Source organism: Rhizobium sp. 01N447_2 (assembly GCF_056399245.1).
The window spans coordinates 11711-34396 of the sequence record NZ_JBFTQY010000066.1 but is presented as its reverse complement, the minus strand read 5'-3'; the positions used below and the strand labels follow the sequence as shown (position 1 = coordinate 34396).

General features: G+C 61.8%; 27 protein-coding genes. 20 read left to right on the top strand and 7 right to left on the bottom strand.

Annotated elements, in window-relative coordinates:
• The first annotated feature begins 277 nt into the window (after window positions 1-277).
• Window positions 278-898, top strand: a complete 621-nt coding sequence (locus AC1ECN_RS30510; RefSeq protein ID WP_130672231.1) for a glutathione S-transferase family protein — start codon at window positions 278-280, stop codon at window positions 896-898.
• Here AC1ECN_RS30510 and AC1ECN_RS30505 read toward each other — a convergent pair.
• Entirely contained in the window at window positions 883-1248 is a 366-nt protein-coding gene (locus tag AC1ECN_RS30505) for an MmcQ/YjbR family DNA-binding protein (RefSeq protein ID WP_130661199.1), read from the bottom strand. The two genes, AC1ECN_RS30510 and AC1ECN_RS30505, sit on opposite strands and share 16 nt — an antisense overlap.
• A gap of 37 nt (window positions 1249-1285) precedes the next feature.
• Window positions 1286-1486: a hypothetical protein gene (locus tag AC1ECN_RS30500; protein ID WP_018068164.1), complete on the bottom strand. Its 201-nt coding sequence runs from the start codon at window positions 1484-1486 to the stop codon at window positions 1286-1288.
• Window positions 1487-1659: 173 nt separating this feature from the next.
• Here AC1ECN_RS30500 and AC1ECN_RS30495 point away from each other — a divergent pair, with 173 nt between their 5' ends.
• Window positions 1660-2556, top strand: coding sequence for a LysR substrate-binding domain-containing protein (locus AC1ECN_RS30495; RefSeq protein ID WP_018068163.1), 897 nt, complete (start codon window positions 1660-1662; stop codon window positions 2554-2556).
• 3 nt (window positions 2557-2559) lie between these two features.
• Here AC1ECN_RS30495 and AC1ECN_RS30490 read toward each other — a convergent pair whose 3' ends face one another.
• Window positions 2560-3225, bottom strand: a complete 666-nt coding sequence (locus tag AC1ECN_RS30490) for a glutathione S-transferase family protein (RefSeq protein WP_018068162.1) — start codon at window positions 3223-3225, stop codon at window positions 2560-2562.
• Between the two features lie 177 nt (window positions 3226-3402).
• Entirely contained in the window at window positions 3403-4770 is a 1368-nt protein-coding gene (locus AC1ECN_RS30485) for a TIGR03808 family TAT-translocated repetitive protein (protein ID WP_130673501.1), read from the bottom strand.
• Between the two features lie 251 nt (window positions 4771-5021).
• On the opposite strand from AC1ECN_RS30485, the gene AC1ECN_RS30480 reads away from it, so the two are divergent.
• Entirely contained in the window at window positions 5022-7319 is a 2298-nt protein-coding gene (locus AC1ECN_RS30480; RefSeq protein WP_477955022.1) for a sensor domain-containing protein, read from the top strand.
• 105 nt (window positions 7320-7424) lie between these two features.
• Here the strand turns inward: AC1ECN_RS30480 and AC1ECN_RS30475 are convergent, their stop codons facing one another.
• Complete coding sequence (locus AC1ECN_RS30475; RefSeq protein WP_024322703.1) at window positions 7425-8396, bottom strand: glycerophosphodiester phosphodiesterase family protein; 972 nt, start codon at window positions 8394-8396, stop codon at window positions 7425-7427.
• Between the two features lie 112 nt (window positions 8397-8508).
• Here AC1ECN_RS30475 and AC1ECN_RS30470 point away from each other — a divergent pair, with 112 nt between their 5' ends.
• From AC1ECN_RS30470 to AC1ECN_RS30415, 12 genes are all read left to right on the top strand, one after another.
• Window positions 8509-9375: an alpha/beta fold hydrolase gene (locus tag AC1ECN_RS30470; protein ID WP_018068158.1), complete on the top strand. Its 867-nt coding sequence runs from the start codon at window positions 8509-8511 to the stop codon at window positions 9373-9375.
• A gap of 88 nt (window positions 9376-9463) precedes the next feature.
• Window positions 9464-10474 carry a ligase-associated DNA damage response exonuclease gene (locus tag AC1ECN_RS30465; RefSeq protein WP_024322702.1) on the top strand — a complete coding sequence of 337 codons (1011 nt, stop codon included), beginning with the start codon at window positions 9464-9466 and terminating at the stop codon, window positions 10472-10474.
• Window positions 10475-10525: 51 nt separating this feature from the next.
• Window positions 10526-12151 (top strand): cisplatin damage response ATP-dependent DNA ligase, encoded by a 1626-nt coding sequence (locus AC1ECN_RS30460; protein WP_024322701.1) that lies wholly within the window; start codon window positions 10526-10528, stop codon window positions 12149-12151.
• Complete coding sequence (locus AC1ECN_RS30455) at window positions 12148-12318, top strand: hypothetical protein (protein WP_155249534.1); 171 nt, start codon at window positions 12148-12150, stop codon at window positions 12316-12318. The genes AC1ECN_RS30460 and AC1ECN_RS30455 overlap by 4 nt, the downstream gene beginning before the upstream one ends.
• Complete coding sequence (locus AC1ECN_RS30450; RefSeq protein WP_018068154.1) at window positions 12315-13235, top strand: alpha/beta hydrolase family protein; 921 nt, start codon at window positions 12315-12317, stop codon at window positions 13233-13235. The genes AC1ECN_RS30455 and AC1ECN_RS30450 overlap by 4 nt, the downstream gene beginning before the upstream one ends.
• Window positions 13236-13300: 65 nt before the next feature.
• Entirely contained in the window at window positions 13301-13510 is a 210-nt protein-coding gene (locus AC1ECN_RS30445; protein ID WP_024322700.1) for a hypothetical protein, read from the top strand.
• A gap of 143 nt (window positions 13511-13653) precedes the next feature.
• Window positions 13654-14460, top strand: a complete 807-nt coding sequence (locus tag AC1ECN_RS30440; RefSeq protein WP_018068152.1) for a L,D-transpeptidase — start codon at window positions 13654-13656, stop codon at window positions 14458-14460.
• 165 nt (window positions 14461-14625) lie between these two features.
• Window positions 14626-15360, top strand: a complete 735-nt coding sequence (locus AC1ECN_RS30435) for a L,D-transpeptidase family protein (RefSeq protein WP_018068151.1) — start codon at window positions 14626-14628, stop codon at window positions 15358-15360.
• Window positions 15361-15666: 306 nt separating this feature from the next.
• Window positions 15667-15876: a cold-shock protein gene (locus tag AC1ECN_RS30430; RefSeq protein ID WP_003546468.1), complete on the top strand. Its 210-nt coding sequence runs from the start codon at window positions 15667-15669 to the stop codon at window positions 15874-15876.
• Window positions 15877-16129: 253 nt separating this feature from the next.
• Window positions 16130-16414: a hypothetical protein gene (locus tag AC1ECN_RS30425; RefSeq protein WP_003557652.1), complete on the top strand. Its 285-nt coding sequence runs from the start codon at window positions 16130-16132 to the stop codon at window positions 16412-16414.
• Window positions 16415-16492: 78 nt separating this feature from the next.
• On the top strand, window positions 16493-16732 hold the full coding sequence (rpsU, locus tag AC1ECN_RS30420; RefSeq protein ID WP_003546477.1) for a 30S ribosomal protein S21: 240 nt from the start codon (window positions 16493-16495) through the stop codon (window positions 16730-16732).
• 209 nt (window positions 16733-16941) lie between these two features.
• Window positions 16942-17166 (top strand): hypothetical protein, encoded by a 225-nt coding sequence (locus AC1ECN_RS30415; RefSeq protein WP_017963462.1) that lies wholly within the window; start codon window positions 16942-16944, stop codon window positions 17164-17166.
• 61 nt (window positions 17167-17227) lie between these two features.
• Here the strand turns inward: AC1ECN_RS30415 and AC1ECN_RS30410 are convergent, their stop codons facing one another.
• The gene (locus tag AC1ECN_RS30410) at window positions 17228-17716 is read right to left on the bottom strand and encodes a MarR family winged helix-turn-helix transcriptional regulator (protein ID WP_018068147.1); all 489 of its coding nucleotides are present in this window, start codon (window positions 17714-17716) and stop codon (window positions 17228-17230) included.
• Window positions 17717-18051: 335 nt separating this feature from the next.
• Here AC1ECN_RS30410 and AC1ECN_RS30405 point away from each other — a divergent pair, with 335 nt between their 5' ends.
• Entirely contained in the window at window positions 18052-18474 is a 423-nt protein-coding gene (locus tag AC1ECN_RS30405; RefSeq protein WP_018068146.1) for an organic hydroperoxide resistance protein, read from the top strand.
• A 61-nt stretch (window positions 18475-18535) separates the two neighbouring features.
• Here the strand turns inward: AC1ECN_RS30405 and AC1ECN_RS30400 are convergent, their stop codons facing one another.
• Window positions 18536-19057 (bottom strand): MarR family winged helix-turn-helix transcriptional regulator, encoded by a 522-nt coding sequence (locus tag AC1ECN_RS30400; RefSeq protein WP_130661205.1) that lies wholly within the window; start codon window positions 19055-19057, stop codon window positions 18536-18538.
• A gap of 88 nt (window positions 19058-19145) precedes the next feature.
• On the opposite strand from AC1ECN_RS30400, the gene AC1ECN_RS30395 reads away from it, so the two are divergent.
• The 4 genes from AC1ECN_RS30395 (at window position 19146) to AC1ECN_RS30380 (ending at window position 22572) form a co-directional block, all read left to right on the top strand.
• Window positions 19146-19874, top strand: a complete 729-nt coding sequence (locus tag AC1ECN_RS30395; RefSeq protein WP_024322698.1) for a DUF899 domain-containing protein — start codon at window positions 19146-19148, stop codon at window positions 19872-19874.
• 30 nt (window positions 19875-19904) lie between these two features.
• Window positions 19905-20372, top strand: a complete 468-nt coding sequence (locus tag AC1ECN_RS30390) for a DUF1579 domain-containing protein (protein WP_024322697.1) — start codon at window positions 19905-19907, stop codon at window positions 20370-20372.
• A gap of 77 nt (window positions 20373-20449) precedes the next feature.
• Complete coding sequence (locus tag AC1ECN_RS30385) at window positions 20450-21229, top strand: VOC family protein (RefSeq protein WP_024322696.1); 780 nt, start codon at window positions 20450-20452, stop codon at window positions 21227-21229.
• Window positions 21230-21639: 410 nt separating this feature from the next.
• Window positions 21640-22572 (top strand): IS4 family transposase, encoded by a 933-nt coding sequence (locus AC1ECN_RS30380; RefSeq protein ID WP_245484717.1) that lies wholly within the window; start codon window positions 21640-21642, stop codon window positions 22570-22572.
• Window positions 22573-22686: the final 114 nt, after the last annotated feature.

Genomic DNA, 22686 nt, shown 5'->3' with positions numbered 1-22686 from the left:
AAGGACGGGCGGACCAGGCTCATCCCCGGTTCAAGCCAAGGGGGTTACGGTCCCGCCCGTCCGACCCCTGGGGGATGGCCATCCCCCAGGGGTCGCACCCATCATCAAACAATGAATGCAGTTTGAACATGCAAGGGGGCCACACGGCACACCATTCATTGCCCTTCGCTCGCGCTCAACGCACCTCACTTGTCCTGGGAGAAGCAAAACCCAATCTCACCCGTTCCAGCCCGCCCACCCCTGCGCTATAACCCTTGCCGAAAGGGAGTCTAGAACCATGCTGACATTGTACTACGCGCCCGGAACCTGCGCGCTCGCAAGCCTTATTGCCCTGGAAGAATCCGGCCTGGCCTTCGAGGTCAAGAAGATCAGCCTCCGCGATGGCGAACAGCGTTCGCCGGACTATTTGAAGATCAACCCGAAGGGCCGGGTGCCGGCACTGGTCACCGATTACGGCGTGCTGACGGAAACGCCGGCGATCTTGGCCTATATCGCCCAGAGCGCGCCGGCCGCCAAGCTGGCGCCGCTTGACGATCCTTTCGAATTTGCCAGGCTCCAGTCCTTCAACAGCTATATCTGCTCAACCGTGCATGTGAACCATGCCCATCGCCCGCGCGGCTCCCGCTGGGCGGACGAGCCGGCGGCAATCGAGGCGATGAAGGCCAAGGTGCCACAGAATATGGCCGATTGTTTCACGCTGATCGAGCAGACGATGTTCGAAGGCCCATGGGTGATGGGGGAGGCCTATTCGCTCGCCGATCCGTATCTCTTCGTCATGACCGACTGGCTGCCGTCGGACGGGGTGGATCCCACCCGCTTCGAAAAGGCGAGCGACCACCACGCTCGCATGCTGCAGCGCCCGGCCGTGCAGCGGGCGCTGGCCTACGATCGGGCCTGATCCTTAAATCCGGCGGCAAGCTTCTTCGGCGCCCGGAACAGCCAGGCGCCGATCAGCCGCAACCGCAATTCTTCGTCGCCGATCACGGCGGCGCGCACCGGCAGATGCGGCCAGCCGACATAGTGATCGGTTTGAAAATAGACGTCAGGCGCCATCTCCAGCAGGTGATCCTTGTCGTCGAGCGAAATCGAGATCACGATCGTCTCGGCGTTCTTCACCGCGACAAAGCTCTTGCCGCCGACTTTCAGCGCCGGATTGCCGTAGGAGGTGCTCTCCTCGACATCAGGCAGCGCGGCTTCCGCCGCCAGCCGCTTCAAGCGTTCGAAGATTGCATCGACATCACAGGCCATGGTTCCGCCCTTTCTGCCAGGCGAACCTACCATGTTTTCAGGCGCATTTCGCCAGCGGCGGTTTGGCCTCTTTGGGAAGGCCGGCCGGCATCCCGAGCGGCAGATCGGCGATTTCGCGCATCGACATACGCTGGACCTCAGGATGCCGCAACGGATCGTCCTTCCAGGCGGGAGCATCGCCAATTTCCGCGGTACCCACAGGAAGGACTGGTCTCAAGAAAAACTTCAGCAACGACATGGCATGCCTCGCTTTCTCAGTGGCGCGGAACAGATAGTGCAGCGGCTAACGCCCGCTGAACCATCGCATTTCCCGCAGACTGCATGTCGAATTGATTGCCTATGCTTGCAATGTCGGCCTCAACAGGCAGATTTTCAATTGAGATTAATGCGGCGGCGCTATAGAAAAACTATATGAAGAACTTGAATATGGTCCATCTCAACGGCCTGCGCGCGCTGGAAGCTGTCGGTCGTCTCGGCTCGCTCCAGGCCGCCGCCGATGAACTCGGCGTCTCGGTCGGCGCCGTCAGCCAGCAGGTCATCAAGGCCGAAGCCCAGCTCGGGCAGGTGATCTTCGAGCGCACCGCCAGGGGCATGATCGCCACCGAAGCCGGCCGGCCGGTGCTGCTCGCGCTCGACGAGGGTTTTGCCCGTCTTTCGGCGGCCGTGTCGATTGCGAGCCGCAAGGACGATACGATCCTGACGATCTCGGTGGCGCCGGTTTTCGCCGCCCGCTGGCTCGTGTATCGGCTCGATCGCTTCGCCGAGCGTCATCCCGACATCAAGCTGCGGCTGGACGCGACGACCAATCTCGTCAATCCGGCCCTTTGCGACGTCGATATCGGCATCCGCGTCGGCAGCGGCAAATGGCCGGATGTGAAGGCCGAACTGCTGTTGGAGCAGGAGGTTTTTCCCGTCTGCTCCCCTGAGATGGCAGCGACATTGAAAGAACCCGCCGATATCCTCGCACTGCCGGCCATCATCGATGGCCACGCCATGTTTACCTGGGAGGTCTGGATGCGCGAGGTCGGACTCTCAGGCGCAACCCTTCCAACCCGCCACGTCTTCAACGATGCCTCGCTCTGCCTCGATGCGGCGATTGCAGGCCAGGGCGTCATGCTGGCCTGGCAGACCCTTGCCGCCTTTGCGCTCGCTGAAGGCCGGCTCGCCGCCCCCTTCGGTATTCGCGCCCGAACCGGCTTCGGTCACTATTTCGTCACCGCCGAAGGCACGCGCGAGCCGAAGAAGGTCAAGGATTTCAAGGCCTGGATCCGCGAGGAAATGGCCGGCACGCTCGCCCTTTTCCAGTAGTTCTCAAACCTCGATCGGCTCCTTGCCGCGGGTCGTCTGCATCGCCTTGTAGGCCGGGCGGGACTGGCAGCGCTCGATCCAGGCTTTGATATTCGGATGCGTTTGGAAAAGCGCCTCTTCGGTCTGGGCGTAGCGCAGCACCTCGGCGATGTTGAGATCGGCGACGGTGAAGCGGTCGCCGACGATCCATTGCCGGCCGGCAAGGTGGCCTTCGAGAACCGCCAGCGGCCTGCGCAGCGAGCGGCAGGAAACCGCGATCGTCTGCTGACCGCCTTCGCTGTTTTCGAGCCCGTTATCATAGGTCAGCACGATCTTCACCGTGTGCGGCTCGACCTCCGCAGCCGCCCAGACCGTCCACATCGTCAGCAATCCGTCTTCCTCGACGGTTTGGCCGGAAAGCGGTCCGCCATATCGACGCGCGAGGTAAAGATTGATCGCCAGCGACTCGTGCATGACGAGGTCGCCGTCCCGAATGCTGGGGATCTGCGCCATCGGGTTGACGGCAATGAATTCCGGCGAATGTGTATTGAGCGGCGCCTCCTGAGACAGCGGATCTGCCAGCCGCCGTGCCTGCAGCACCGGCACCGAGCGGAATTCGACCCCAAGCTCCTCCGCCATCCAATAGACGCGTGAGGCGCGCGAACGATAGACTCCGTAGATTGTCAGCATGAACGTATCCCCTCGATGTGTCCGCGAGACCGTAGATGCAGCACCGATCCTGGAAAAGTCGTTGTGACTGATGGGACGATGAAAGCTTTTGATGTCCTCAGCAATTCCAGCAAAAGTGTGCAGCGGTTTTGCCAGGCAAAGCGCGAAGCGCTTTTGCCGGGAATTGCTTAAAACAAATCAGGAGACACGGTTCCGCTCGACGGTCAGCTGTGCATAAGGCGAGCCGCCGCCTGCCATCTCGCCGGAGACCTTCTTCTCCCACCGGAAGCCTAAAACCGCGCCTTCAGCGGTCTCCTGGAAGATGTTGTCGGTGATGACGGCGGTCCCCGCGCCATCGGCGACCGAGACGGCGCATCCCACAGGGGCCTTGCGCACCACATTGCCCGTCACAACGACGTTGCGCAGATACGGACCCCAGCCGATCTGCAGCCCCCAGCGCGGTGCGCCTTCGATCACATTGCCTGAAATCAGCGTATCGGCCTCTGCCGCAATGCCGATGCCGAAACCGACTTCGTGCTTGTAAGGCCCCTTCAGCATCAGGTTGCGCACAACATTGCCGGTGACGCTCGCCAGCCTCCCGCCCTCGTCGAAATTGGCGATCGAAATGCCGTTCGCCGCCCCGTCGATCATGTTGGCGGAAACGACGGCGCCCTCGAAGGCGAATTCGACATAGATCGCCGTCTCGCCGGAACGCCGGCACTGGTTGCTGCTGATCTGGATGTCCGAGGCCGAATTGGCGCGGATCGCCGTGAAGGCGCAGTCGGAGATGTGGTTATTCACCACCATCACTCCGTCGGCGCGGAAGATGTTGATTCCGTTGCCGTTTTGCCCGGTGCCGCCGTCATTGGCGCGGATATTGGAGATGCTGTTGCCGGAGACAACCGTGCCGTCCTCCGCCTTCTTCCAGCGATGCACCAGGATGCCGCCATTGCCGCAATCCGAAACCGTGTTGCCGGTGACCGAGAGGGTGGTGGAATCCACCGCGTAAAGGCCGGATTGGGCAGCCCCCGAAATGCGGCTGCGCTCGATCCGCCCGCCACAGCGCTCCAGCTGCAGGCCGTGTTTGCGGCTGCCGCCGATCTCGCAATTGTCGATCAGCACCTCGTCGACGCCGGTGAATTGCAACAGTCCGCCGGCATAGTCGCCAAGCCTGCGGTTGCGGCCGTCGATGACGAGATTGGAAAGCTCGATCCGCCGCACGTTCTCGGCCGAAAACAGGTGGCCTTCGCCGGTATAGACGATCCGCGAGGCGCCCGGCACGCCTGATATGCGCGTATTGTCGGGCAAGGTGAGGTTGGAGACCCGGTAGGTACCGGGCGGCAGGAACACCGGCACGTTCTCGCGCGCCGCCTGTTCGATCATCTGCTCAAGGTTGCGGGTCTTGCGGTCGCCGCTTTCGGGAATTGCGCGATATTCCGCCGCGTCGATCGCACCGCGCAGATCAGGCTGAGCGGCCGCCCTCCGCGGCGAGGCGAGGGCGCGCGATGCCGCTCCCGCAACGGCCGAGGCGGTGAGAAAGAAAAGCATGTCGCGGCGTGAAGGCATCCGGGGATTGCTTGTCATAATGCGCCCGTAGCAGGAAATGTGCCAGCCGCGCATGTATTCTTTTGGCACAGGTTGAGAGCAGGGGGCCGAAATTGCAGTTGCAGCCGCGGCGGAGGGCAGAATATCGCCGCTTATATTGTCCTCTTGTTCACCCTTTCATTTAAGCAAGCCGAAGGAAATGAGGACTACTTTTAAGGGAATTTCTATGGCGAGTGCGGGATACGGCCTTCGGCCGCAAGGGGAATGGGGTCATGCGCGAATTGGGTGCCAGGCGATGGGAATCAACCGATGCCCTGACGGCCGAAACGCGACGCATCGTCGCCGCGACGGAGGCAATGATGGCATCAACCGCCCACCACCTCTCCGAGGGCATCGAGAACCTGCGCCTCAAGGCGATCCTCMACGAACTTCCGGATTTCCTCTACGTCAAGGATCGTGACAGCCGCTTCGTTTTCGCCAACGCCGTCACCGCCAGCAGCCTCGGCCTGGAGCGCGCCGATCTGATCACCGGCAAGCGCGACTTCGACCTGTTCGATTTCGAGACGGCGCGCCGCCATTTCGACATCGAGCAGCAGATCATGGCGACGGGCGAAGCCCGCATCGACATGGAGGAATCCTACGTCCTTCCCGGCAGCAGAAGACCGATATGCCGGCTAACCTCGAAGATACCGCTGCGCAACGATCGCGGCGAGATCGTCGGCCTGATCGGTGTTTCCCGTGATATCACCGAACGCACGCGCCAGGAGGATCTGCATCGCGGCCAGGCGAGCCTGCTCGAAATGATCGCCCGCAACGAGCCGTTGCCGATGATCCTCGAGGCGCTCGTGCTGATGATCGAGGCGCAGCTGGATGGGATTGACGGATCGGTGCTGCTGCTCGACGGCGAAGGCACGCGGCTCTATCACGGCGCCTCTCCCAATCTGCCCGGCGGCTACAGCCGCCTGATCGATGGCGTCACGATCGGCCCCAAGGTCGGCTCCTGCGGCACCGCCGTCTGGCGCGGCCAGACGGTGATCGTCGAGGATGTGACGGTCGATCCGCTCTGGGAGGATTTCCGCGCGATGATCGCGCCGTTCGGCTTCCGCTCCTGCTGGTCGACGCCGATCGCCACGTCGCAGAACAACGTGCTCGGCACGTTCGCGCTCTATTCCCGGGAAGTCCGTCGTCCCACCGAGCACGAGATGACGCTGGTGGCGCTTGCCACCCATATCGCCGGCATCGCCATCGAGCGCAAGCGCGTCGATGACCGCATCCATTTCATGGCCCATCACGACGATCTCACCGGCCTGCCGAACCGCGCCTTCCTGAAGGAACGGCTGGCGAGTATCCTCGACCAGGCCCGACGCAACAACCGCAAGGTGACTGTCGCCTATATCGATCTCGACAATTTCAAGGATATCAATGACGGCCGCGGCCACGCCGCCGGCGACGAGGTTCTGAAAGAGACCGCCGCCCGCATGGCCAACAGCGTCCGGGCGTCCGATATGGTGGTGCGTCTCGGCGGCGACGAATTCCTCGTCGTGCTCGTCCACCAGTCGAGCCACGATGCCGGCATCACGCGCCGCCTTCGCGATCTGCAGAAGGCGATCAACCGGCCGATCCGCGGCGCGGACGGCGAGATCACCATCACCTCGAGCATCGGCGTTGCCGCCTTCCCCTTCGATGGCGCGACCTCGGAAGAGCTTCTGGCCAATGCCGACCGCGCCATGTACCGCGCCAAGGAGCTCGGTCGCAACACGTTGCAACATCACGATGGCGGCGGCGCGCCTGTGGGAATGCCGCTCGGCGAGCAGGAGGAGTTGCACCAGGCGATTACCGGCCAGCAGCTGTTCCTGCAATACCAGCCGCAGGTCGATGTCGCCACCGGCCGCATCACCGGGCTGGAGGCGTTGGTGCGCTGGAACCATCCGGCAAAGGGCAGGGTGCCGCCGGTCAATTTCATTCCGCTCGCCGAAGAGACCGGCCTCATCGTTCCCCTCGGCCTTTGGGTGCTGAACGAGGCCTGCCGCCAGGCGCGCCTTTGGCAAGACATGGGCCTGACGCCGCTGACGATCGCCGTCAACGTCTCGGCCAAGCAGTTCGCCGATCCGGATTTCGCAACCCATGTCGCCGAGGCGCTGGAGCGCCACCGCCTGCAGTCCCGCTGGCTGGAGCTGGAGGTCACCGAAAGCGTGGTCATGCACGATGCCGAACGCGCGCTCGCCATGATGGAATCGTTGCGGGCGCTGGGCGTTCGCCTGTCGATCGACGATTTCGGCTCCGGCTATTCCAGCCTGGCGGCACTGAAGACCTTCCCCTTCGACCGCCTGAAGATGGACGGTTCGCTGGTCGAGGCCCTGCCGGGCGACAAGACCGCCGTCGCCATCGCCTCGGCCGTCATCTCGCTGGCGCAGACGTTGAAGCTCTCGGTTCTCGCCGAAGGCGTCGAAACCGACGCGCAGATGGATTTCCTGCGCCAGGCGCACTGTGAGGAGGCGCAAGGCTTCCGCTTCTCCAAGCCGGTCTCGCCGGAGGAGATCCCGGCATTGCTGCGGGCGCGCAGTCTCTAGTGCATGTCGCCCAAAAGTGTCCAGCGGTTTTGGGAGAACGACATGCACAAAAGGAAACATTGAAAGACGTCGCATCGATCAGGTCGATGCGGCGTCTTTCAAACTCTATTTCGCAAGCTTGCCGATCGCCTCGATCTCGTTCGTCCATATGCCCGCCGCATAGTTTGGCGGCAGCCGCGCCAGTTGCGAGGGGTCGTCGATGCCGGTGGAAAAATCGCTGCCGCTATAGGGACCGAGCACGAAGACCTCGGTCCCGGCATCCTGCATCCGGTTGAGAAAACGGTCCGGCCAGCCCCAGAGCCACGGCGCGATATTGATCGGCACCAGCATCATCGCATGTTTGCATTCGTCCGGCAGCAGGCCGGTCCAGCCATAGCCGATATAGCCGAACAGGCAGCCCTTCAGGCTCTTGCGCGAGGCGGTCTTGATATCGGGTGCCATCCGGCGGAGCACGTCGATCGGCTCGTCACCGCCATAGACGATGATCTCGGCTCGTCTTTCCCGGGAAAGTCCATTGAGCACCGCGGCGAGCTTTTCACCCTCGGAAGGATCGCGGCTCTTGACGTTGATGAGGAAGCGCCGATCCGCAAAACTCGACAGCACCTCGGCAAGGGTCGGCATCATGCCGATGCCCCGGCCGCGGAAGGGAAAGGTCTTGCCGCCATCGGCGGTATAGCCATAGCCGATGTCGAGCCTTTTCATGTCAGCCATCGAATGCTCGCGCGTGACGCCGTGCCCGTCGGTGCGGCAGTCGAGCGTCCAGTCGTGAAAGACGGCGAACTGGCCGTCCGTCGTCGGATGCACGTCGATCTCGACGATATCGGCGCCGGCGGCAAAACCTGCCTGCATCGACGGAATCGTGTTTTCCAGATAATCGTGCTTCGGCGGCAGCATGCGGCTTGCCGTGCAGGTGTCCTTCTTGAGATCGGTTTCGTCGAATCGCTGGGCGATGCCGCGATGGGCGAGCAGCACCGGTTTTCCCGGCCGATGTTCGGCAAGCAGGCTTGTATTGGTGAGGTAAATGCCCGCCGAGGCGAGCGCGATTGCCGCCGCGCAATAGAAAAGCTTCCTGCCCAATGCTGATCCCCCTGGTTGCATCGCAAGGGCTAGAAAGCGATTCTGGTTGTTCTTGGGCTGTTTTCCGGCTTTTCTATGCCATCGATTACTCGCCGACGGGACTCTCATCGCTATGGCACAACACGACGACGAGCTTATCCATTTCGAAGCGCATGGCGCCGCCCCGTTGCCGCCGGCCGTGGTCGAAGGTCATGTCGCCCATGACGGCGCCCGCATCTGGTATGCGACCTACGGCGCCGGTCCTCCTGTCATTCTGCTGCATGGCGGCCTTGGTCACAGCGGCAACTGGGGCCATCAAGTTCCGGCACTGTTGCGCCGCGGCCGCCGCGTCGTGCTGATCGACAGCCGCGGCCATGGAAGAAGCACCCGCGATGCCCGTCCCTATAGCTACGAGTTGATGGCCTCCGACGTGCTTGCCGTCATGGACGCACTGCATGTCGAAAAGGCGGCGATCGTCGGCTGGAGCGACGGCGCCTGCATCGCTTTGATCCTTGCCATGACGGCGCCGTCGCGTGTCGAGGGCGTCTTCTTCTTTGCCTGCAACATGGATCCGAGTGGCACGCTGGAATTTGTTCCGACCCCGGTCATCGACCGATGCTTCAGCCGGCACGCCAAGGATTATGCCGCATTGTCCACCACGCCGGACGATTTTAATCCCTTCGTCGAGGCGGTCAGCCTGATGATGCGAACGGAACCGAACTATCAGGCCGCCGACTTGGGCCTGATCCGCGTGCCGGTCGCAATCGTCCTTGGCGAGCACGACGAATTCATCAAGCCCGACCATGCCGAATATCTTGCCCGCAGCATTCCGAACGCTGAGATGATCTATCTCAAAGGCGTCAGCCATTTCGCGCCGCTGCAGCGGCCGGCTGAGTTCAACGCGGCGGCGGTCAGCTTTCTCGACGGCGTAGCAATTCCAGCAAAAGTGCGCGGCGGTCTTGCGTCCGGAATTGCGCAAAAACAAAAGGACATTTCATGACGATCGCGGACCTTGAACCGCGGTCCATTCCACAGTCCCTTCCTCCCGCCCTCTGGCCTCGCGTCCATTTCCCGCTATCTCTCGTTTCATGAGACCTGATGCGCTGCTTTATCCCGCCCCGGAGGGGCTCTATTGCCCGGAAGGCGGGTTTTATGTCGATCCAGTGCGGCCGGTCGAGCAGGCGCTCGTCACCCATGGCCATTCGGATCACGCCCGCCCGGGCCATGTGAATGTGCTTGCCACCCGCCAGACGCTCGACATCATGCGCCTGCGTTACGGCGACGGTTTCTGCGCCAGCGAGCAGGCCGCCGTCTTCGGCGAGGAGCTTTTGGTCAACGGCGTCAAGGTGAGCTTCCACCCGGCCGGCCATGTGCTCGGCTCCGCCCAGATCTCCATCGAGAAGAACGGCACCCGCATCGTCGTCTCCGGCGACTACAAGCGCCGACCGGACCCGACCTGCGCCGCCTATGTGCCGGTTGCCTGCGATGTCTTCATCACCGAGGCGACCTTCGGCCTGCCGGTCTTCCATCATCCCGATCCGATGGACGAGATCGGCAAGCTCTTGGCATCGCTGCGGCAATTTCCCGAACGCACCCATCTCGTCGGCGCCTATGCGCTCGGCAAGGCCCAGCGCGTCATCCGGCTGTTGCGCGATGCCGGTTATGCCGAACCGATCTATATCCACGGCGCCATGGAAAAACTCTGCGACTATTACATCGAGCAGGGCATCGATCTCGGCGAGCTGCTGCCGGCGACGATCGAAAGCCGCGACAAGTCCGCCTTCAAGGGGGCGGTCGTCATCGGCCCGTCATCCGCCTTCGCCGACCGCTGGGCCCGGCGCTTCAACGAGCCGCTGCCGGCCTTCGCCTCCGGCTGGATGATGGTGCGGCAGCGTGCCAAACAGCTCGGCGTCGAACTGCCGCTCGTCATCTCCGATCATTGCGACTGGCCGGAACTGACGGAAACCATCCGGGAATTGCACCCGGCCGAGGTCTGGGTGACGCATGGCCGCGAGGAGGCGCTGGTGCGCTGGTGCCAATTGCAGGGCATCAAGGCAAAACCGCTGCATCTGGTGGGTTATGAGGACGAGGGCGATTGAGGAGATGAGCAATATCCCGCGTCAAAACTCCTCCGAAGTCGGGAGGCGCCCATGAAAGCCTTCGCCGGCCTCCTCGACCGCCTGGTGCTCACCCCCAGCCGCAACGGCAAGCTGAAGCTGCTGACCGACTATTTCCGCGACACGCCCGATCCGGACCGCGGCTATGGCCTTGCCGCCATCGCCGGCACCTTGGAGGTGCGCAACGTCAAGCCCGCCATGCTGCGCGAGCTGGTGCTCGAGCGCATGGACGAGGTGCTGTTTCGCTATTCCTATGATTATGTCGGCGATCTCGCCGAAACCATCTCGCTCGTCTGGGACAATGAGAGGGATATCGACCGCGCAGCACTCGCCCAGCCGCGTCTCGGCGAGGTCGTCACCGGCATGAATGCGCTCGGCCGTACCGAAGTGCGCAGTTTCGTCCGCGATCTGCTCGACCGGCTGGATTCGTCCGGTCGTTTCGCCTTCATCAAGCTGGCGACCGGCGCCATGCGCATCGGCGTTTCCGCCCGCCTTGCCAAGCAGGCGCTGGCCGATCTCGGCGACAAGGACGTCACCGAGATCGAAACCCTCTGGCATGGCCTGCAGCCGCCTTATCAGACATTGTTCGAATGGCTGGCGGGTGGCGGCGAAAAACCGGTGCTGGCCACACCGGCGATCTTCCATTCCGTCATGCTCGCCAATGCGGTGGAGGAGGGCGACCTTACCGGCCTTGATCCGGCCCACTACGCCGCCGAATGGAAATGGGACGGTATCCGCGTCCAGCTCTCCCGCTCCGGCGACAGGCGCAAGATCTATTCCCGCTCCGGCGACGACATTTCCGGCGCCTTTCCCGATGTTCTCGACGCGATCAATTTTTCCGGTGTCGTCGACGGCGAATTGCTGGTCGGCGGCACTGCCCGCTCCAACAGCCCGACCCGCACCTTCTCCGACCTGCAACAGCGCCTGAACCGCAAGACGGTGACGTCGAAGATGCTTGGCGATTACCCCGCCTTCATCCGAGCCTATGACCTGCTCTTCGACGACGAGGAGGATGTTCGCGGCCGCAGCTATATCGATCGCCGCGACCGGCTGACCGAGATTATCGACCGCGCCCCCCATGACCGCTTCGATCTCTCGCCGCTCGTGCCGTTCTCGTCGTGGGAAGAGCTCGACGCTCTGCGTGCCGCCCCGCCCGATCCGGTCATCGAAGGCGTGATGATCAAGCGCCGCGACAGCGTCTATCAGGCCGGCCGCATGAAGGGCCCCTGGTTCAAGTGGAAGCGCAACCCCTATAATGTCGATGCGGTGCTGATGTATGCGCAGCGCGGCCACGGCAAGCGCTCCAGTTACTATTCTGATTTCACCTTCGGCGTCTGGGCCGATGACGAGGACGGCGAACAGCTGGTGCCTGTGGGAAAGGCCTATTTCGGCTTCACCGATGCCGAACTCGAGGTGCTCGACAAGTTCGTACGTGACAATACCACCGAGCGCTTCGGCCCGGTGCGGGCCGTGCGCGCCGACAAGGATTTCGGCTTCGTCGTCGAAGTGGCTTTCGAGGGCATCAACCGCTCGACCCGGCACAAATCGGGGGTCGCCATGCGCTTCCCCCGCATCGCCCGCCTTCGCCCCGACAAACCCTCCTACGAGGCCGACCGGCTGCGCACGCTGATCGCCATGATCGAGGCCAAGCCGGCGTGATCCTGCGCAAAATGACGCAGGGCAATATTTTCAACACGATGTGTATTGGCGGCAGCGATCTTCCGGTGCAGATTTTCCAGAGCATGATGCCGAAAAATGTAAGCAGTTTTCGGACGGCATCATGCTCATTTAGAATGGCCGGGGAAATGATGGATGCTGCGTTATGAGCTCGCGTGAACAAAATTCCTTTTTCCATCAACGCCGTGCCGTTCTGGCGGGTCTTGCCGGTGCACTTGTCCTGCCGCGCATGGCGGCGGCTTTCGATGTCCCGGACGAGCCGCGCCTTGCCAAGCACGACTACGCCAAGGTCCGCCACCATTTCCGCACGAAGCTGTTGCAGAAAGGCCCGGCGCCCGACAAATACGAATCGCTGAATGCGCCTGCCGATGCCGACAAGATCTTCTACCGCTCCGGTTACGGCGAACTGGAACTGGCGGCCTGGGTCTCGAAATACAAGCGCGACCGCGCCGCCAAGCCTGCCGTGCTCTTCCTGCATGGCGGCAATGCCATGGGCATCGGTCACTGGCAGCTGATGAAACCCTATATGGACGCCGGTTATGTCGTGATGATGCCGTCGCTGCGCGGCGAAAACGGCCAGATGGGCAATTTCTCCGGCTTTTACGACGAGGTCGACGACGTTCTCGCCGCCACCGAGCGCCTGGCGCATCTGCCGGGTGTCGATCCCGAACGCCTGTTCATCGCCGGCCACAGCATCGGCGGCACGCTGACCATGCTGACGGCGATGACTACCCATAAATTCCGCGCCGCCGCGCCGATTTCGGGCAACCCCGATGCCTTCCGCTTCTTCAACCGCTATCCGCAGGATATCCGCTTCGACGACAGCAATACGCATGAATTCGAGGTGCGTTCGGCGCTGTGCTACGCCCACAGCTTCAAATGTCCGGTCCGCGTCGTTCACGGCACGGAGGAGCCGCATTTCAACGATCGCGCCGATCTGCTTGCCCGCCGCGCCCGCGGCGCCGGCGTTCAGATCGAGACTGAAACCGTCGCCGGCAACCACACCTCGGCGCTGCCGACCGAGATCGAACAGAGCATCCGCTTCTTCCACGGGGTGGCAGCCTGAGTTTTGCCGCCGCCTTAAAGCCATCGCCGCATTGATGAATTTCGTGGAAGTTGTAGTCTCTGATCATGACTAGCAACATATTCTTTGGCGCAGCAGCCGTGACGTTTTTCGTTGTGCTCTGGCTGATGCTTCCGGCCATCGCGAGCCGTCGCGACGTGATGAAAATGACTTCGGCCGAACATGGCTGGTATGCAAAGCGGATTTTTCCGCTGATGCTGCTGTTTGGCGCGTTTGCCACTGCAGGAAGTTTAGCTGGGCAGTGGGGATGGCCTTGAGGCGTGGCCGCTTTTGGCTGCGCACTTCCGGCGACATGCATTAGCGCCTGCCTTTTCCACCCCAACGCCAGCCTCGCGCCAGCCGCAGATGCCATCGTTCCGGCAGATATCGCTGTCTGCCGATCGTTGATAAGGGTGGTTCCATGAATTTTCTGCGCCGGGTCTTCCCGATTGCCGGGCTCGTGATTGCAGTTGCGTCGCTGAGCGGCTGCAACATCCTCATTCCCGATGTCGCCGCCGATTCGCCCGCCCGCTTCGTCCAGGAAACCTCACCGGTCTTCTATCAGCCGCCCGGCGTCGATCCGCGCCGGGTGCGGCCGATTCCCGATCAGCCGGTGCCGCAGACGCGCGAGCTCTACAAGACACAGTTCCACCAGACCTACGGCCTGCCGGTGACCAATCCCGTGCATATGGCGATGTATGGTGAGCTTCGTGACGAGGATTTCACCCTACCGGCAATCCCGGTCAGCCGCGTGCAGCCGCAGTTCCTGCGCCAGGAGGTCGATTATCAGACGGCCGAGCGTCCCGGCACCGTGGTCGTCGATACCAAGGCGCATTTCCTCTATTTCGTCGAGGGCAACGGCAAGGCGATGCGCTACGGCGTCGGCCTCGGCCGCGACGGTTACGCCTGGTCGGGCCGCGGCGTCATCCAGTGGAAGCAGAAATGGCCGCGCTGGACGCCGTCGGTCGAAATGGTTTCGCGCCAGCCTGAGGTTCGTCCCTTCGGGGCGGAGAATGGCGGCATGAATCCGGGGCTGATGAACCCGCTCGGCGCGCGCGCCATGTATATCTTCAAGGACGGGCAGGATACGCTCTACCGCGTCCACGGCACGCCCGACTGGCAGTCGATCGGCAAGGCCACCTCGTCGGGCTGCGTACGCATGCTGAACCAGGATGTCATCGATCTTTATAACCGCATTCCTGCCAGGGCCGAGATCGTTGTGATGTAGCGCTGCAACAGCGCGGCCCATATCGTCCGCTCCCGGTCGGACACGTCTGCTTGAAGCTATGGTTTATTTAGCGCAAGCCGATAGATTTCCTAATGTCGTTACCGGCATTGGACGAATCATCGGTTTGTTCCGCTTCCCGCATCAAAAGGAAATCAGTCCCGCGTCATGAGCTTCGATAGACACCTTTCCCGCCGCAGCTTTCTTTCCTTTTCGGCGTTAACCGCAGCCTCCGCGCTTACCGGCTGCGCCTCCTCAGCCAACACGGTAACATCAGGCGATACGACGATCATCTATCGTTCGCCCATGCAGCTGTTCCAGTCGACGGAAACGTCGAGCGTGCCGAGCGGGGCCGAGCTTGCCGTCATGTATGGCCCCGTCGAGGACGGCGGCTTTCTCATTCCAGCCGTTCCCTACGAACAGATCGATCCGCGCTATTATCGCCAGCGCGTCGTCGATCCCACCGGCCAGCCCCCCGGCACCATCGTCGTCGATACGCCGTCGCGCTTCCTTTATCTCGTCCAGAATGGCGGCATGGCGATGCGCTATGGCGTCGGTATCGGCCGCGAAGGTTTTGCCTGGCAGGGGTCGGGCGTCATCCAGTGGCGTCAGAGATGGCCGCGCTGGAAGCCGCCGAACGAGATGGTCGCCCGCCAGCCGGAACTCGTCAAATATTCGATCGAGAACGGCGGCATGGAGCCGGGCCTGAAGAACCCGCTCGGCGCCCGCGCGCTTTATATCTTCTCGAATGGCGAGGACACGCTCTACCGCCTGCACGGCAATCCGGATTGGCGCTCGATCGGCAAGGCCGTCTCGTCGGGCTGTGTGCGGCTGCTCAACCAGGATATCATCGATCTCTACGATCGCGTTCCGACAAAGGCGCCGATCGTCGTCTGGCAGTAATTTTCACCGAGGCGGTCGCGATCCGGCCGCCTCGGACCAATCCCTTTTCCCGGGCAAGCATGTGCTTTACCCCCAGGCAAGCGGCTGCGTTGCCCCCCGGGAAAGCGCTTCATTTTGCGCCCACAAGAGAATTATTTTCCGAAATACCATTGCTTAATTCGCTAAATATCCTACATGGTGCGTATCGAATTGCTTGCGACCTTTGTCCACGCGCTTGAGCGCACCGTCAGATATCCTCTCAACATCGATACGGCTTGTCGGATATCTCTCCGCAGGCGAACACAAACGGTTGAAAAGGAGATCGTTATGAATTCAGGCGTCGTCAAGTGGTTCAATGGCACCAAGGGTTTTGGCTTTATTCAGCCGGATGATGGTTCTACCGACGTTTTCGTCCATATCTCAGCGGTTGAACGCGCCGGTATGCGCGAACTCGTTGAAGGTCAGAAGATCCGCTACGATCTCGTCCGCGACAAGAAGTCGGGCAAGAATTCGGCTGACAACCTTCAGGCCGCATGATTTGTCATTCGCCTAGGCTGGCCATGTGCTGGCAGCAAGCTGACCACGGATGTACTGGCAGCGGGCTGACCAGAGATGCCAGCGAGCTGACCATACGGGCAGTGGGCTGAGTGACTGGAAGAGGTCGGGTACGAGCCCGGCCTTTTTGCTTTGATCGCAGGCTTTTCCGGAATGGCCTTCGGTCGTTCCGGAACGACCCCCGGGTCGTTCTGATTGACCGATTGAGCAGCCGAAGAGTCGAAGGGACGCTGAAATGGGCAGACCAAACTATAAAGTCGGCGACATGATCGTGCTGAAGTCCGGCCTCACCCGCACGGCGAAAGCCGACAAGCGGTGCCGGATCTCCAGCATCCTGCCCAACGACCATGGGCATGTGCAGTATCGCGTCCAGTTCGACGCAGAGAATTTCGAGCGCCGTATCACTGAGGCCGACATCGATACCGGGGAATCGCCATCCAGGGTTTCCCCCCAAGCGGCGGCCAAGTCCGATGGCGCCGAACCCTGGCTGAAGTTTTCGAGCATCAAAATCGGGAAGTAGTCCCGGGTTTTTTATTTTGGCCCGGGTTTTTAATTTTGGACAGTGCGGCCTCGCCGCCGCGACAGGAAGGATATCGTTTTGCAGGTACTCGTCAGAGATAACAATGTCGATCAGGCGCTCCGCGTGCTCAAGAAAAAGATGCAGCGGGAAGGCCTGTTCCGGGAAATGAAGGCGCGCAGCGCTTTTGAAAAGCCGTCCGAGAAGCGCGCCCGCGAAAAGGCCGAGGCCATTCGCCGCCAGCGCAAGCTCGCCCGCAAGAAGCTGCAGCGCGAAGGTCTGCTGCCGGCACCGAAGAAGGTTCTCCGCCCGACCCGCTAATCCCGGCCGCGGCATCACGGCCCCACCGTGGAATCACGGTTCAGCCGTGAATCATGGTTTCTGCCGTCGAGCCATGGCTTACAGCGCCGCGCGTCTTTTCGAGACGCGCAAAGGACGCTGTAGCACTTTGAATTTTTGCATAATTCCTTGAACCGATTCCGATTTAAGGAATTATGCGACAGCGCCGCCATCACCTGGGAAAGGGGCACATGACCGCCACCAAGGGAGAATTCTTCAATCCTGCCAAGCTCTCGTCTCGCGACAAGGCGGAAGCGACCGATCACACGGCGCGCGCCATCATCGCCGCCGAGGCATCGGCCCGTGACAAGAAGACGGAGAAGCTGAAGGCGCTGCGTTTGCAGCAAGAGGCCGAGGCCGAACCTAAGGTGGCGCCTGCAAAGAAGCGCCGGTCGCCGGCTAAGCCGCAGCCCTGATCTCTCGGCGCGCACGCCGGCTCTACCGGGTGCCGGTGCCAGCGCTACCAAGTGAATGCGTTCAGCCGTCGCCCGTGCCGGGCCGCCCGAGATTGCCCCGTAGCCGATGCAGCATGTCGCGCATCTCGGCCATTTCCTTAAGCGTGCAGCCTGCTGCTTGCCCGATCGCCGTCATGATCGTATCGATCTCTCCCTTCATCGCCTGGCCTTTTGGGGTCAGCGACACGATCACCTGCCGTTCGTCGCGCAGGTCGCGGATGCGCTTGATCAGCCCGCCCTGTTCCAGCCGTTTCAGCAGCGGCGACAACGTGCCGGAATCGAGGTCGAGCTGCTCGCCGATCATCTTCACCGGCAGCTCGCCGCGTTCCCACAGCACCAGCATCACCAGATATTGAGGATAGGTCAGGCCGACCCTGTCGAGGATCGGCTTGTAGGCGCGGGTGAAGGCATGCGCCGTCGCGTAGACCGCGAAGCACAACTGCTTTTCCAGCCGCTTCTCCTCTTCCGGTATCTCCATCGTCTTCGTCGTTTGCGCTCTCATATCCATCATCCCCAGAGCATTTCCGTTTTTCTTCGAATCACGGAAATGCTCTATCCCTTTGTTTTCACGCAATTCCTGGCGCAAACCGCTGCGCAGTTTTGCTGGAATTGCTCTAGAGCATGATGCCGAAAAGTGTGCGCGGTTTTCGGGCGCGATGCTCTAACTCTTTAATTGAGAACGGGATTCAGATTTTAGGCCGATGCTGCTTAAAATCATCCTGTTCTAAGGCCAGATTGTCCTCCTTTCGAATTCGAAATGCAATTTGCAAAATTCACTTGCGTACAATTTAATTGCGCGATATTAAAAATCCAACCCGATCGAAGGGCCAACCAAAGGAGATCGTCATGCCTATTCTCTATACGACCAAAGCCTCTGCCACCGGCGGCCGTGCAGGCCGCGCCGTTTCCGAAAACGGCGTTCTGGACGTGACCCTGACCGTTCCCAAGGAACTCGGCGGCGACGGTGCCACCGGCACCAATCCCGAACAGCTCTTCGCTGCCGGCTACTCCGCCTGCTTCCTCGGTGCATTGAAATTTGTCGCGGGTCAGCAGAAGGTCAAGATTCCGGAAGACACGACGGTCTCCGCCAAGGTCGGTATCGGCCCGCGTGAAGATGGCGGTGGCTTCGGCATCGAAGTGGCGCTGACAGTCAGCATCCCGGGTCTCGACCGCGAAACCGCAGAAAAGCTCGCAGCCGCGGCTCACATCGTCTGCCCTTATAGCCACGCCATGCGCACCTCGACCGAAGTCCCGGTCACTGTCGCCTGATCGGTTTCAAGAAGTGCGGCAGCCGTATCGGTTGCCGCACTCTTCTGGGGCACGGCGCGCCCTATTCGGCCGCTGCTTCTCCGCCGTGGCTTGACCGGCGAGGCGAACGCGCCGATTTCCCCGTTTCGCCCGTCATTGATGACAGCGCCTGCAGATCCTGCCGCAGCCTCGCGGAACTGCCATCTGAAAGCCTGCCATCAAGCGCAGCATGCGTGCTTTCCCAGATCGGCAGCGCTCTTGCCAGCACCGCCTTGCCCTCAGTGGTGAGGCTCAGCAGCCGGCCGCGCCTGTCCCTCGGGTTCTCCATCACCTTCACCCAACCCTGGCGCTGCAACGGCTTCAGCGCCGCCGTCAGCGTCGTCTGGTCCATGGCGAGCAGGGCGGCGACCGGTCCCATCGGCGGCGGCTCCGGCCGGTTCAATGACATCATCAGCGAAAACTGCCCATTGGTCAGCCCGGCCGGCCTTAGCGCGTCGTCGAACAACCGGGCAAGTGCGCGCGCCGCCCGCTGCACATGCAGGCAGAGGCAGGTGTCGCGCACCATCAGCGTCGTGGAAAAGGGAATCTCGATCGAATTTGACATGCTCCATTTCTATTGATATCAATGTATTTAGTCAAGGAGAAGGAGATGAGCCGGCTTCACCGGCAAGCGCCGGAGGAGGGCGCATTTCATGCAGAACGAGGTTGTTTCCCGCGAAGAATGGCTCGAAGCCCGCCGTGCCCTGCTGGCAAAGGAGAAGGAGGCGACGCGGCTGCGCGACAGCGTCAACGCTGCCCGTCTGGCGCTGCCCTGGGTGAAGGTCGACAAGGATTATGTCTTCGAAACGCCTGAGGGCAGGAAGTCGCTCGCCGATCTCTTCGACGGCCGCAGCCAGCTGCTGATCTACCATTTCATGCTTGGCCCGGATTGGGATGCCGGCTGCACCGGCTGCTCCTTCCTGTCGGATCATGTCGATGGCGCCCTGCCGCATCTGAACCATCACGACGTCACCTGGGTCGCCGTTTCGCGCGCACCGCTCGACAAGATCGCCGCCTATAAACAGCGCATGGGCTGGAAATTTCCCTGGGTCTCCTCCTTCGGCAGCGATTTTAATTTCGATTATCACGTTTCTTTCAGCCCGGAGGATCTTGCCAAAGACAAGGTCTTCTACAATTTCACGCCTATGCAGCCGGCTGATGCCAATGACGAACTGCCGGGCCTCAGCGCTTTCTATCGCAATGACAAAGCCGAGGTCTTCCATACCTATTCGAGTTATGCCCGCGGGCCGGAAGAACTGATCGGCACCCTGATGATCCTCGACCGCGCGCCGAAGGGCCGCAACGAGGACAGCACGATGAATTTCGTGCGCCGCCACGACGAATACCAGGAGGCCCCGAAGGCGCCATCCTGCTGTCACTGACATAGGCCACCATCACTCAAGGGAGAAGAGATGATGAAGACCGCTGAAGTGCTGAAGGAACATTCCTTCCTGGAAAGACTGGTCGGCGACTGGACCGTCACCGCGCCCGACATGACGGGCGGCGAACCCTGGACCGAGACCGTCCGCTCGCTGCACGGCATCTGGTTCGTCGCCGAAGGGACCGGCCGCATGCCGGACGGCAAGGAGGCCACCAGCATCCTGACGCTCGGCTACAACGCCGCAAAAGGCAAGTACATCGGCAGCTGGATCGGCAGCATGATGGACCATATGTGGTTCTATGAGGGCGAGGTCGACGCGTCAGGCAATGTGCTGGACCTCTATACCAGAGGTCCCGACTTCACTGGCGAGGGCCTTGCCGATTACCGCGAGCAGATCATCTTCCTCGATACCGATTACCGCACCTTTATCTCCAGCGCCAGGCAGCCGGATGGCTCCTGGAAGCAGTTCATGGAAGCGCATTACGCCCGCAGGATCTGACAATCACGGCGCTCGACCTCGAAACAGGGGTCTCGTGTGAGGCCTCGGAAGAGGGGCGTCGAAATAGGGAGAGTATGATGTCTGAGACGCATGGAAAGTTCATCTGGTGCGAGTTGATGACCCCCGACACATCAGCTGCCGCGAAATTCTACAGCTCGGTCGTCGGCTGGACCACCTCCGAAATGAAAATGGAGGGCATGCCCACCTATACGATCTTCGAGGCGAACGGCATCGGCGTCGCCGGCCTGATGGAATTTCCGGCTGAACTCGAGGGCAAGGGCATTCCGCCGAACTGGACGGGTTATGTCGACGTCGACGACGTCGACCAGTCGGCCAAGGATTTCGCCGCCAATGGCGGTTCGGTCCGCCGTCCGCCGGAAGACATCCCGACCATCGGCCGCTTCGCCGTCGTCGCCGATCCGCATGGCGCGGTGCTCTGCATCATGACGCCGGCGCCGATGGACAAGCCCATGCCGGAACTGGCCGTCGATGCGCCCGGCAATATCGGCTGGCGCGAACTCTACGCCGGCAATGGCCAAGAGGCGCTGGCCTTCTATTCCAAGCGGTTCGGCTGGACGAAAGACAGCGAATTCGACATGGGCCCGATGGGCGTCTACTATCTCTTCGCCTACAATGGCAGGCAGATCGGCGGCATGATGACCAAGCCGGAAAACCTTCCGATGCCGTTCTGGTGCTATTATTTCATCGTGCCGACCCTCGATGCTGCAACCGAACGCCTCACATCAGGCGGTGGCAAGGTCGTCCACGGCCCGATGGAAGTCCCCGGCGGCAGCTGGATCATCCAGGCCACCGACCCACAAGGCGCCTTCTTCTGCCTGGTGGCCCCGAAGCGATAGGTTTTGGCGCGGCAGCTGCGGCAGGCGAGCCCCTCATCCGGCTGCCGCCACCTTCTCCCCGTAAACGGGGCGAAGGGGATATGCCGCGACCTCTGCGTTCCCCGCCCACCCCTCGCAGGGCACATACCCTCTCCCCGTTTACGGGGAGAGGGTTAGGGTCATATGCGCTAGGTTTAGCCCTGGACATAAGGAATCTGGTTGTGATTCAAGCTTTGGATGAAGATTCGTCCTGAGATTTTGGATCATTGGCCGGAAGTGCGCGAGCGGCTTCCGGCGGATTTTGACTTGGAAGCAACGGCGCGGTTGCGTGGTGCTTTTACGCGGGTGCGGGAAATCAAGAATGCCGAGACGCTGTTGCGGCTGGCGCTTGCCTATGGCGGCCTTGGCATGTCGCTACGCGAGACCTGTGCATGGGCCGAATCGCCCGTTTGTCAGACCCATCGCTGCTCGAGCGGCTGTGCAAAGCGGCGCCTTGGCTTGGCGACATCGTGGCCGCGCTGATTGCCGAACAGGCCAAAGCGCCGGCGGGGCGCTTCGCGGGGTATCGCTTGCGTGTGCTCGATGGAACGTCGATCTGCCATCCGGGCGCTGACCGCACGACATGGCGGTTGCATGTCGGCTACGACCTGGCAACGGCTCAGGTCGATCAGCTTGAGTTGACCGACATCCATGGTGGCGAAAACCTTCAGCGCCTTACCTACGCACCCGGCGATATTGTGCTGGCCGATCGCTACTATGCAAGGCCGCGCGACCTGCGGCCGGTGATCGACGCCGGTGCAGACTTCATCGTGCGGACCGGCTGGAACTCGTTGCGCCTGTTGCAGACGAATGGCGAGCCCTTTGATCTGTTTGCCGCGCTCGCCGCTCAGCAAGAGCAGGAAGGCGAGGTGCAGGTTCGTGTCCACGAAGGCATGACGGGGACGCCGCCGCCACTGGTCCTGCGCCTCATTGTCCGGCGCAAGGATCCGCAACAGGCCCAAGCCGAGCAGGAGCGTCTACTCAAGGACGCCCGCAAGCGCGGCAAAAAGCCCGATCCGCGCAGTCTCGAGGCGGCGAAGTACATTCTGCTGCTGACCTCGCTGCCGACCGCCACCTTTGCACCGGCCGACATCCTCACCCTCTATCGCTTCCGCTGGCAAATCGAGCTGGCGTTCAAACGGTTCAAGAGCCTGGCCGGCCTCGACAGCTTGCCGGCCAAGAAGCCTGAACTGGCCCGGGCATGGCTCTACGCCAGACTGATCGTTGCCATCATCGCCGAACAGATTGCCGGGCAAGTCCCGGACTCTCCCCCCCTCTGGATGCGGCTACCCCACGGGCTAGCCCATCGCGCTGGCGTCTCATGAAGATAGCCCTGGCCACCATTTGCGCCGCCATCCGCGGACCACTTCTGTGGCAGGCCGTCTGTAATCTCTTCACACGAAGTCGTCGCCACCTCTGCGAGCCGCCGCGACGACGCC

What these genes read in the sequence shown, in the direction of transcription:
- AC1ECN_RS30510 (WP_130672231.1), top strand. Translation starts at nt 278, where the DNA reads ATGCTGACATTGTACTACGCGCCCGGAACCTGCGCGCTCGCAAGCCTT.
- AC1ECN_RS30505 (WP_130661199.1), bottom strand. Translation starts at nt 1,248, where the DNA reads ATGGCCTGTGATGTCGATGCAATCTTCGAACGCTTGAAGCGGCTGGCG.
- AC1ECN_RS30500 (WP_018068164.1), bottom strand. Translation starts at nt 1,486, where the DNA reads ATGTCGTTGCTGAAGTTTTTCTTGAGACCAGTCCTTCCTGTGGGTACC.
- AC1ECN_RS30495 (WP_018068163.1), top strand. Translation starts at nt 1,660, where the DNA reads ATGAAGAACTTGAATATGGTCCATCTCAACGGCCTGCGCGCGCTGGAA.
- AC1ECN_RS30490 (WP_018068162.1), bottom strand. Translation starts at nt 3,225, where the DNA reads ATGCTGACAATCTACGGAGTCTATCGTTCGCGCGCCTCACGCGTCTAT.
- AC1ECN_RS30485 (WP_130673501.1), bottom strand. Translation starts at nt 4,770, where the DNA reads ATGCCTTCACGCCGCGACATGCTTTTCTTTCTCACCGCCTCGGCCGTT.
- AC1ECN_RS30470 (WP_018068158.1), top strand. Translation starts at nt 8,509, where the DNA reads ATGGCACAACACGACGACGAGCTTATCCATTTCGAAGCGCATGGCGCC.
- AC1ECN_RS30465 (WP_024322702.1), top strand. Translation starts at nt 9,464, where the DNA reads ATGAGACCTGATGCGCTGCTTTATCCCGCCCCGGAGGGGCTCTATTGC.
- AC1ECN_RS30460 (WP_024322701.1), top strand. Translation starts at nt 10,526, where the DNA reads ATGAAAGCCTTCGCCGGCCTCCTCGACCGCCTGGTGCTCACCCCCAGC.
- AC1ECN_RS30450 (WP_018068154.1), top strand. Translation starts at nt 12,315, where the DNA reads ATGAGCTCGCGTGAACAAAATTCCTTTTTCCATCAACGCCGTGCCGTT.
- AC1ECN_RS30445 (WP_024322700.1), top strand. Translation starts at nt 13,301, where the DNA reads ATGACTAGCAACATATTCTTTGGCGCAGCAGCCGTGACGTTTTTCGTT.
- AC1ECN_RS30440 (WP_018068152.1), top strand. Translation starts at nt 13,654, where the DNA reads ATGAATTTTCTGCGCCGGGTCTTCCCGATTGCCGGGCTCGTGATTGCA.
- AC1ECN_RS30435 (WP_018068151.1), top strand. Translation starts at nt 14,626, where the DNA reads ATGAGCTTCGATAGACACCTTTCCCGCCGCAGCTTTCTTTCCTTTTCG.
- AC1ECN_RS30430 (WP_003546468.1), top strand. Translation starts at nt 15,667, where the DNA reads ATGAATTCAGGCGTCGTCAAGTGGTTCAATGGCACCAAGGGTTTTGGC.
- AC1ECN_RS30425 (WP_003557652.1), top strand. Translation starts at nt 16,130, where the DNA reads ATGGGCAGACCAAACTATAAAGTCGGCGACATGATCGTGCTGAAGTCC.
- AC1ECN_RS30415 (WP_017963462.1), top strand. Translation starts at nt 16,942, where the DNA reads ATGACCGCCACCAAGGGAGAATTCTTCAATCCTGCCAAGCTCTCGTCT.
- AC1ECN_RS30410 (WP_018068147.1), bottom strand. Translation starts at nt 17,716, where the DNA reads ATGATGGATATGAGAGCGCAAACGACGAAGACGATGGAGATACCGGAA.
- AC1ECN_RS30405 (WP_018068146.1), top strand. Translation starts at nt 18,052, where the DNA reads ATGCCTATTCTCTATACGACCAAAGCCTCTGCCACCGGCGGCCGTGCA.
- AC1ECN_RS30400 (WP_130661205.1), bottom strand. Translation starts at nt 19,057, where the DNA reads ATGTCAAATTCGATCGAGATTCCCTTTTCCACGACGCTGATGGTGCGC.
- AC1ECN_RS30395 (WP_024322698.1), top strand. Translation starts at nt 19,146, where the DNA reads ATGCAGAACGAGGTTGTTTCCCGCGAAGAATGGCTCGAAGCCCGCCGT.
- AC1ECN_RS30390 (WP_024322697.1), top strand. Translation starts at nt 19,905, where the DNA reads ATGATGAAGACCGCTGAAGTGCTGAAGGAACATTCCTTCCTGGAAAGA.
- AC1ECN_RS30385 (WP_024322696.1), top strand. Translation starts at nt 20,450, where the DNA reads ATGTCTGAGACGCATGGAAAGTTCATCTGGTGCGAGTTGATGACCCCC.
- AC1ECN_RS30380 (WP_245484717.1), top strand. Translation starts at nt 21,640, where the DNA reads ATGGGCCGAATCGCCCGTTTGTCAGACCCATCGCTGCTCGAGCGGCTG.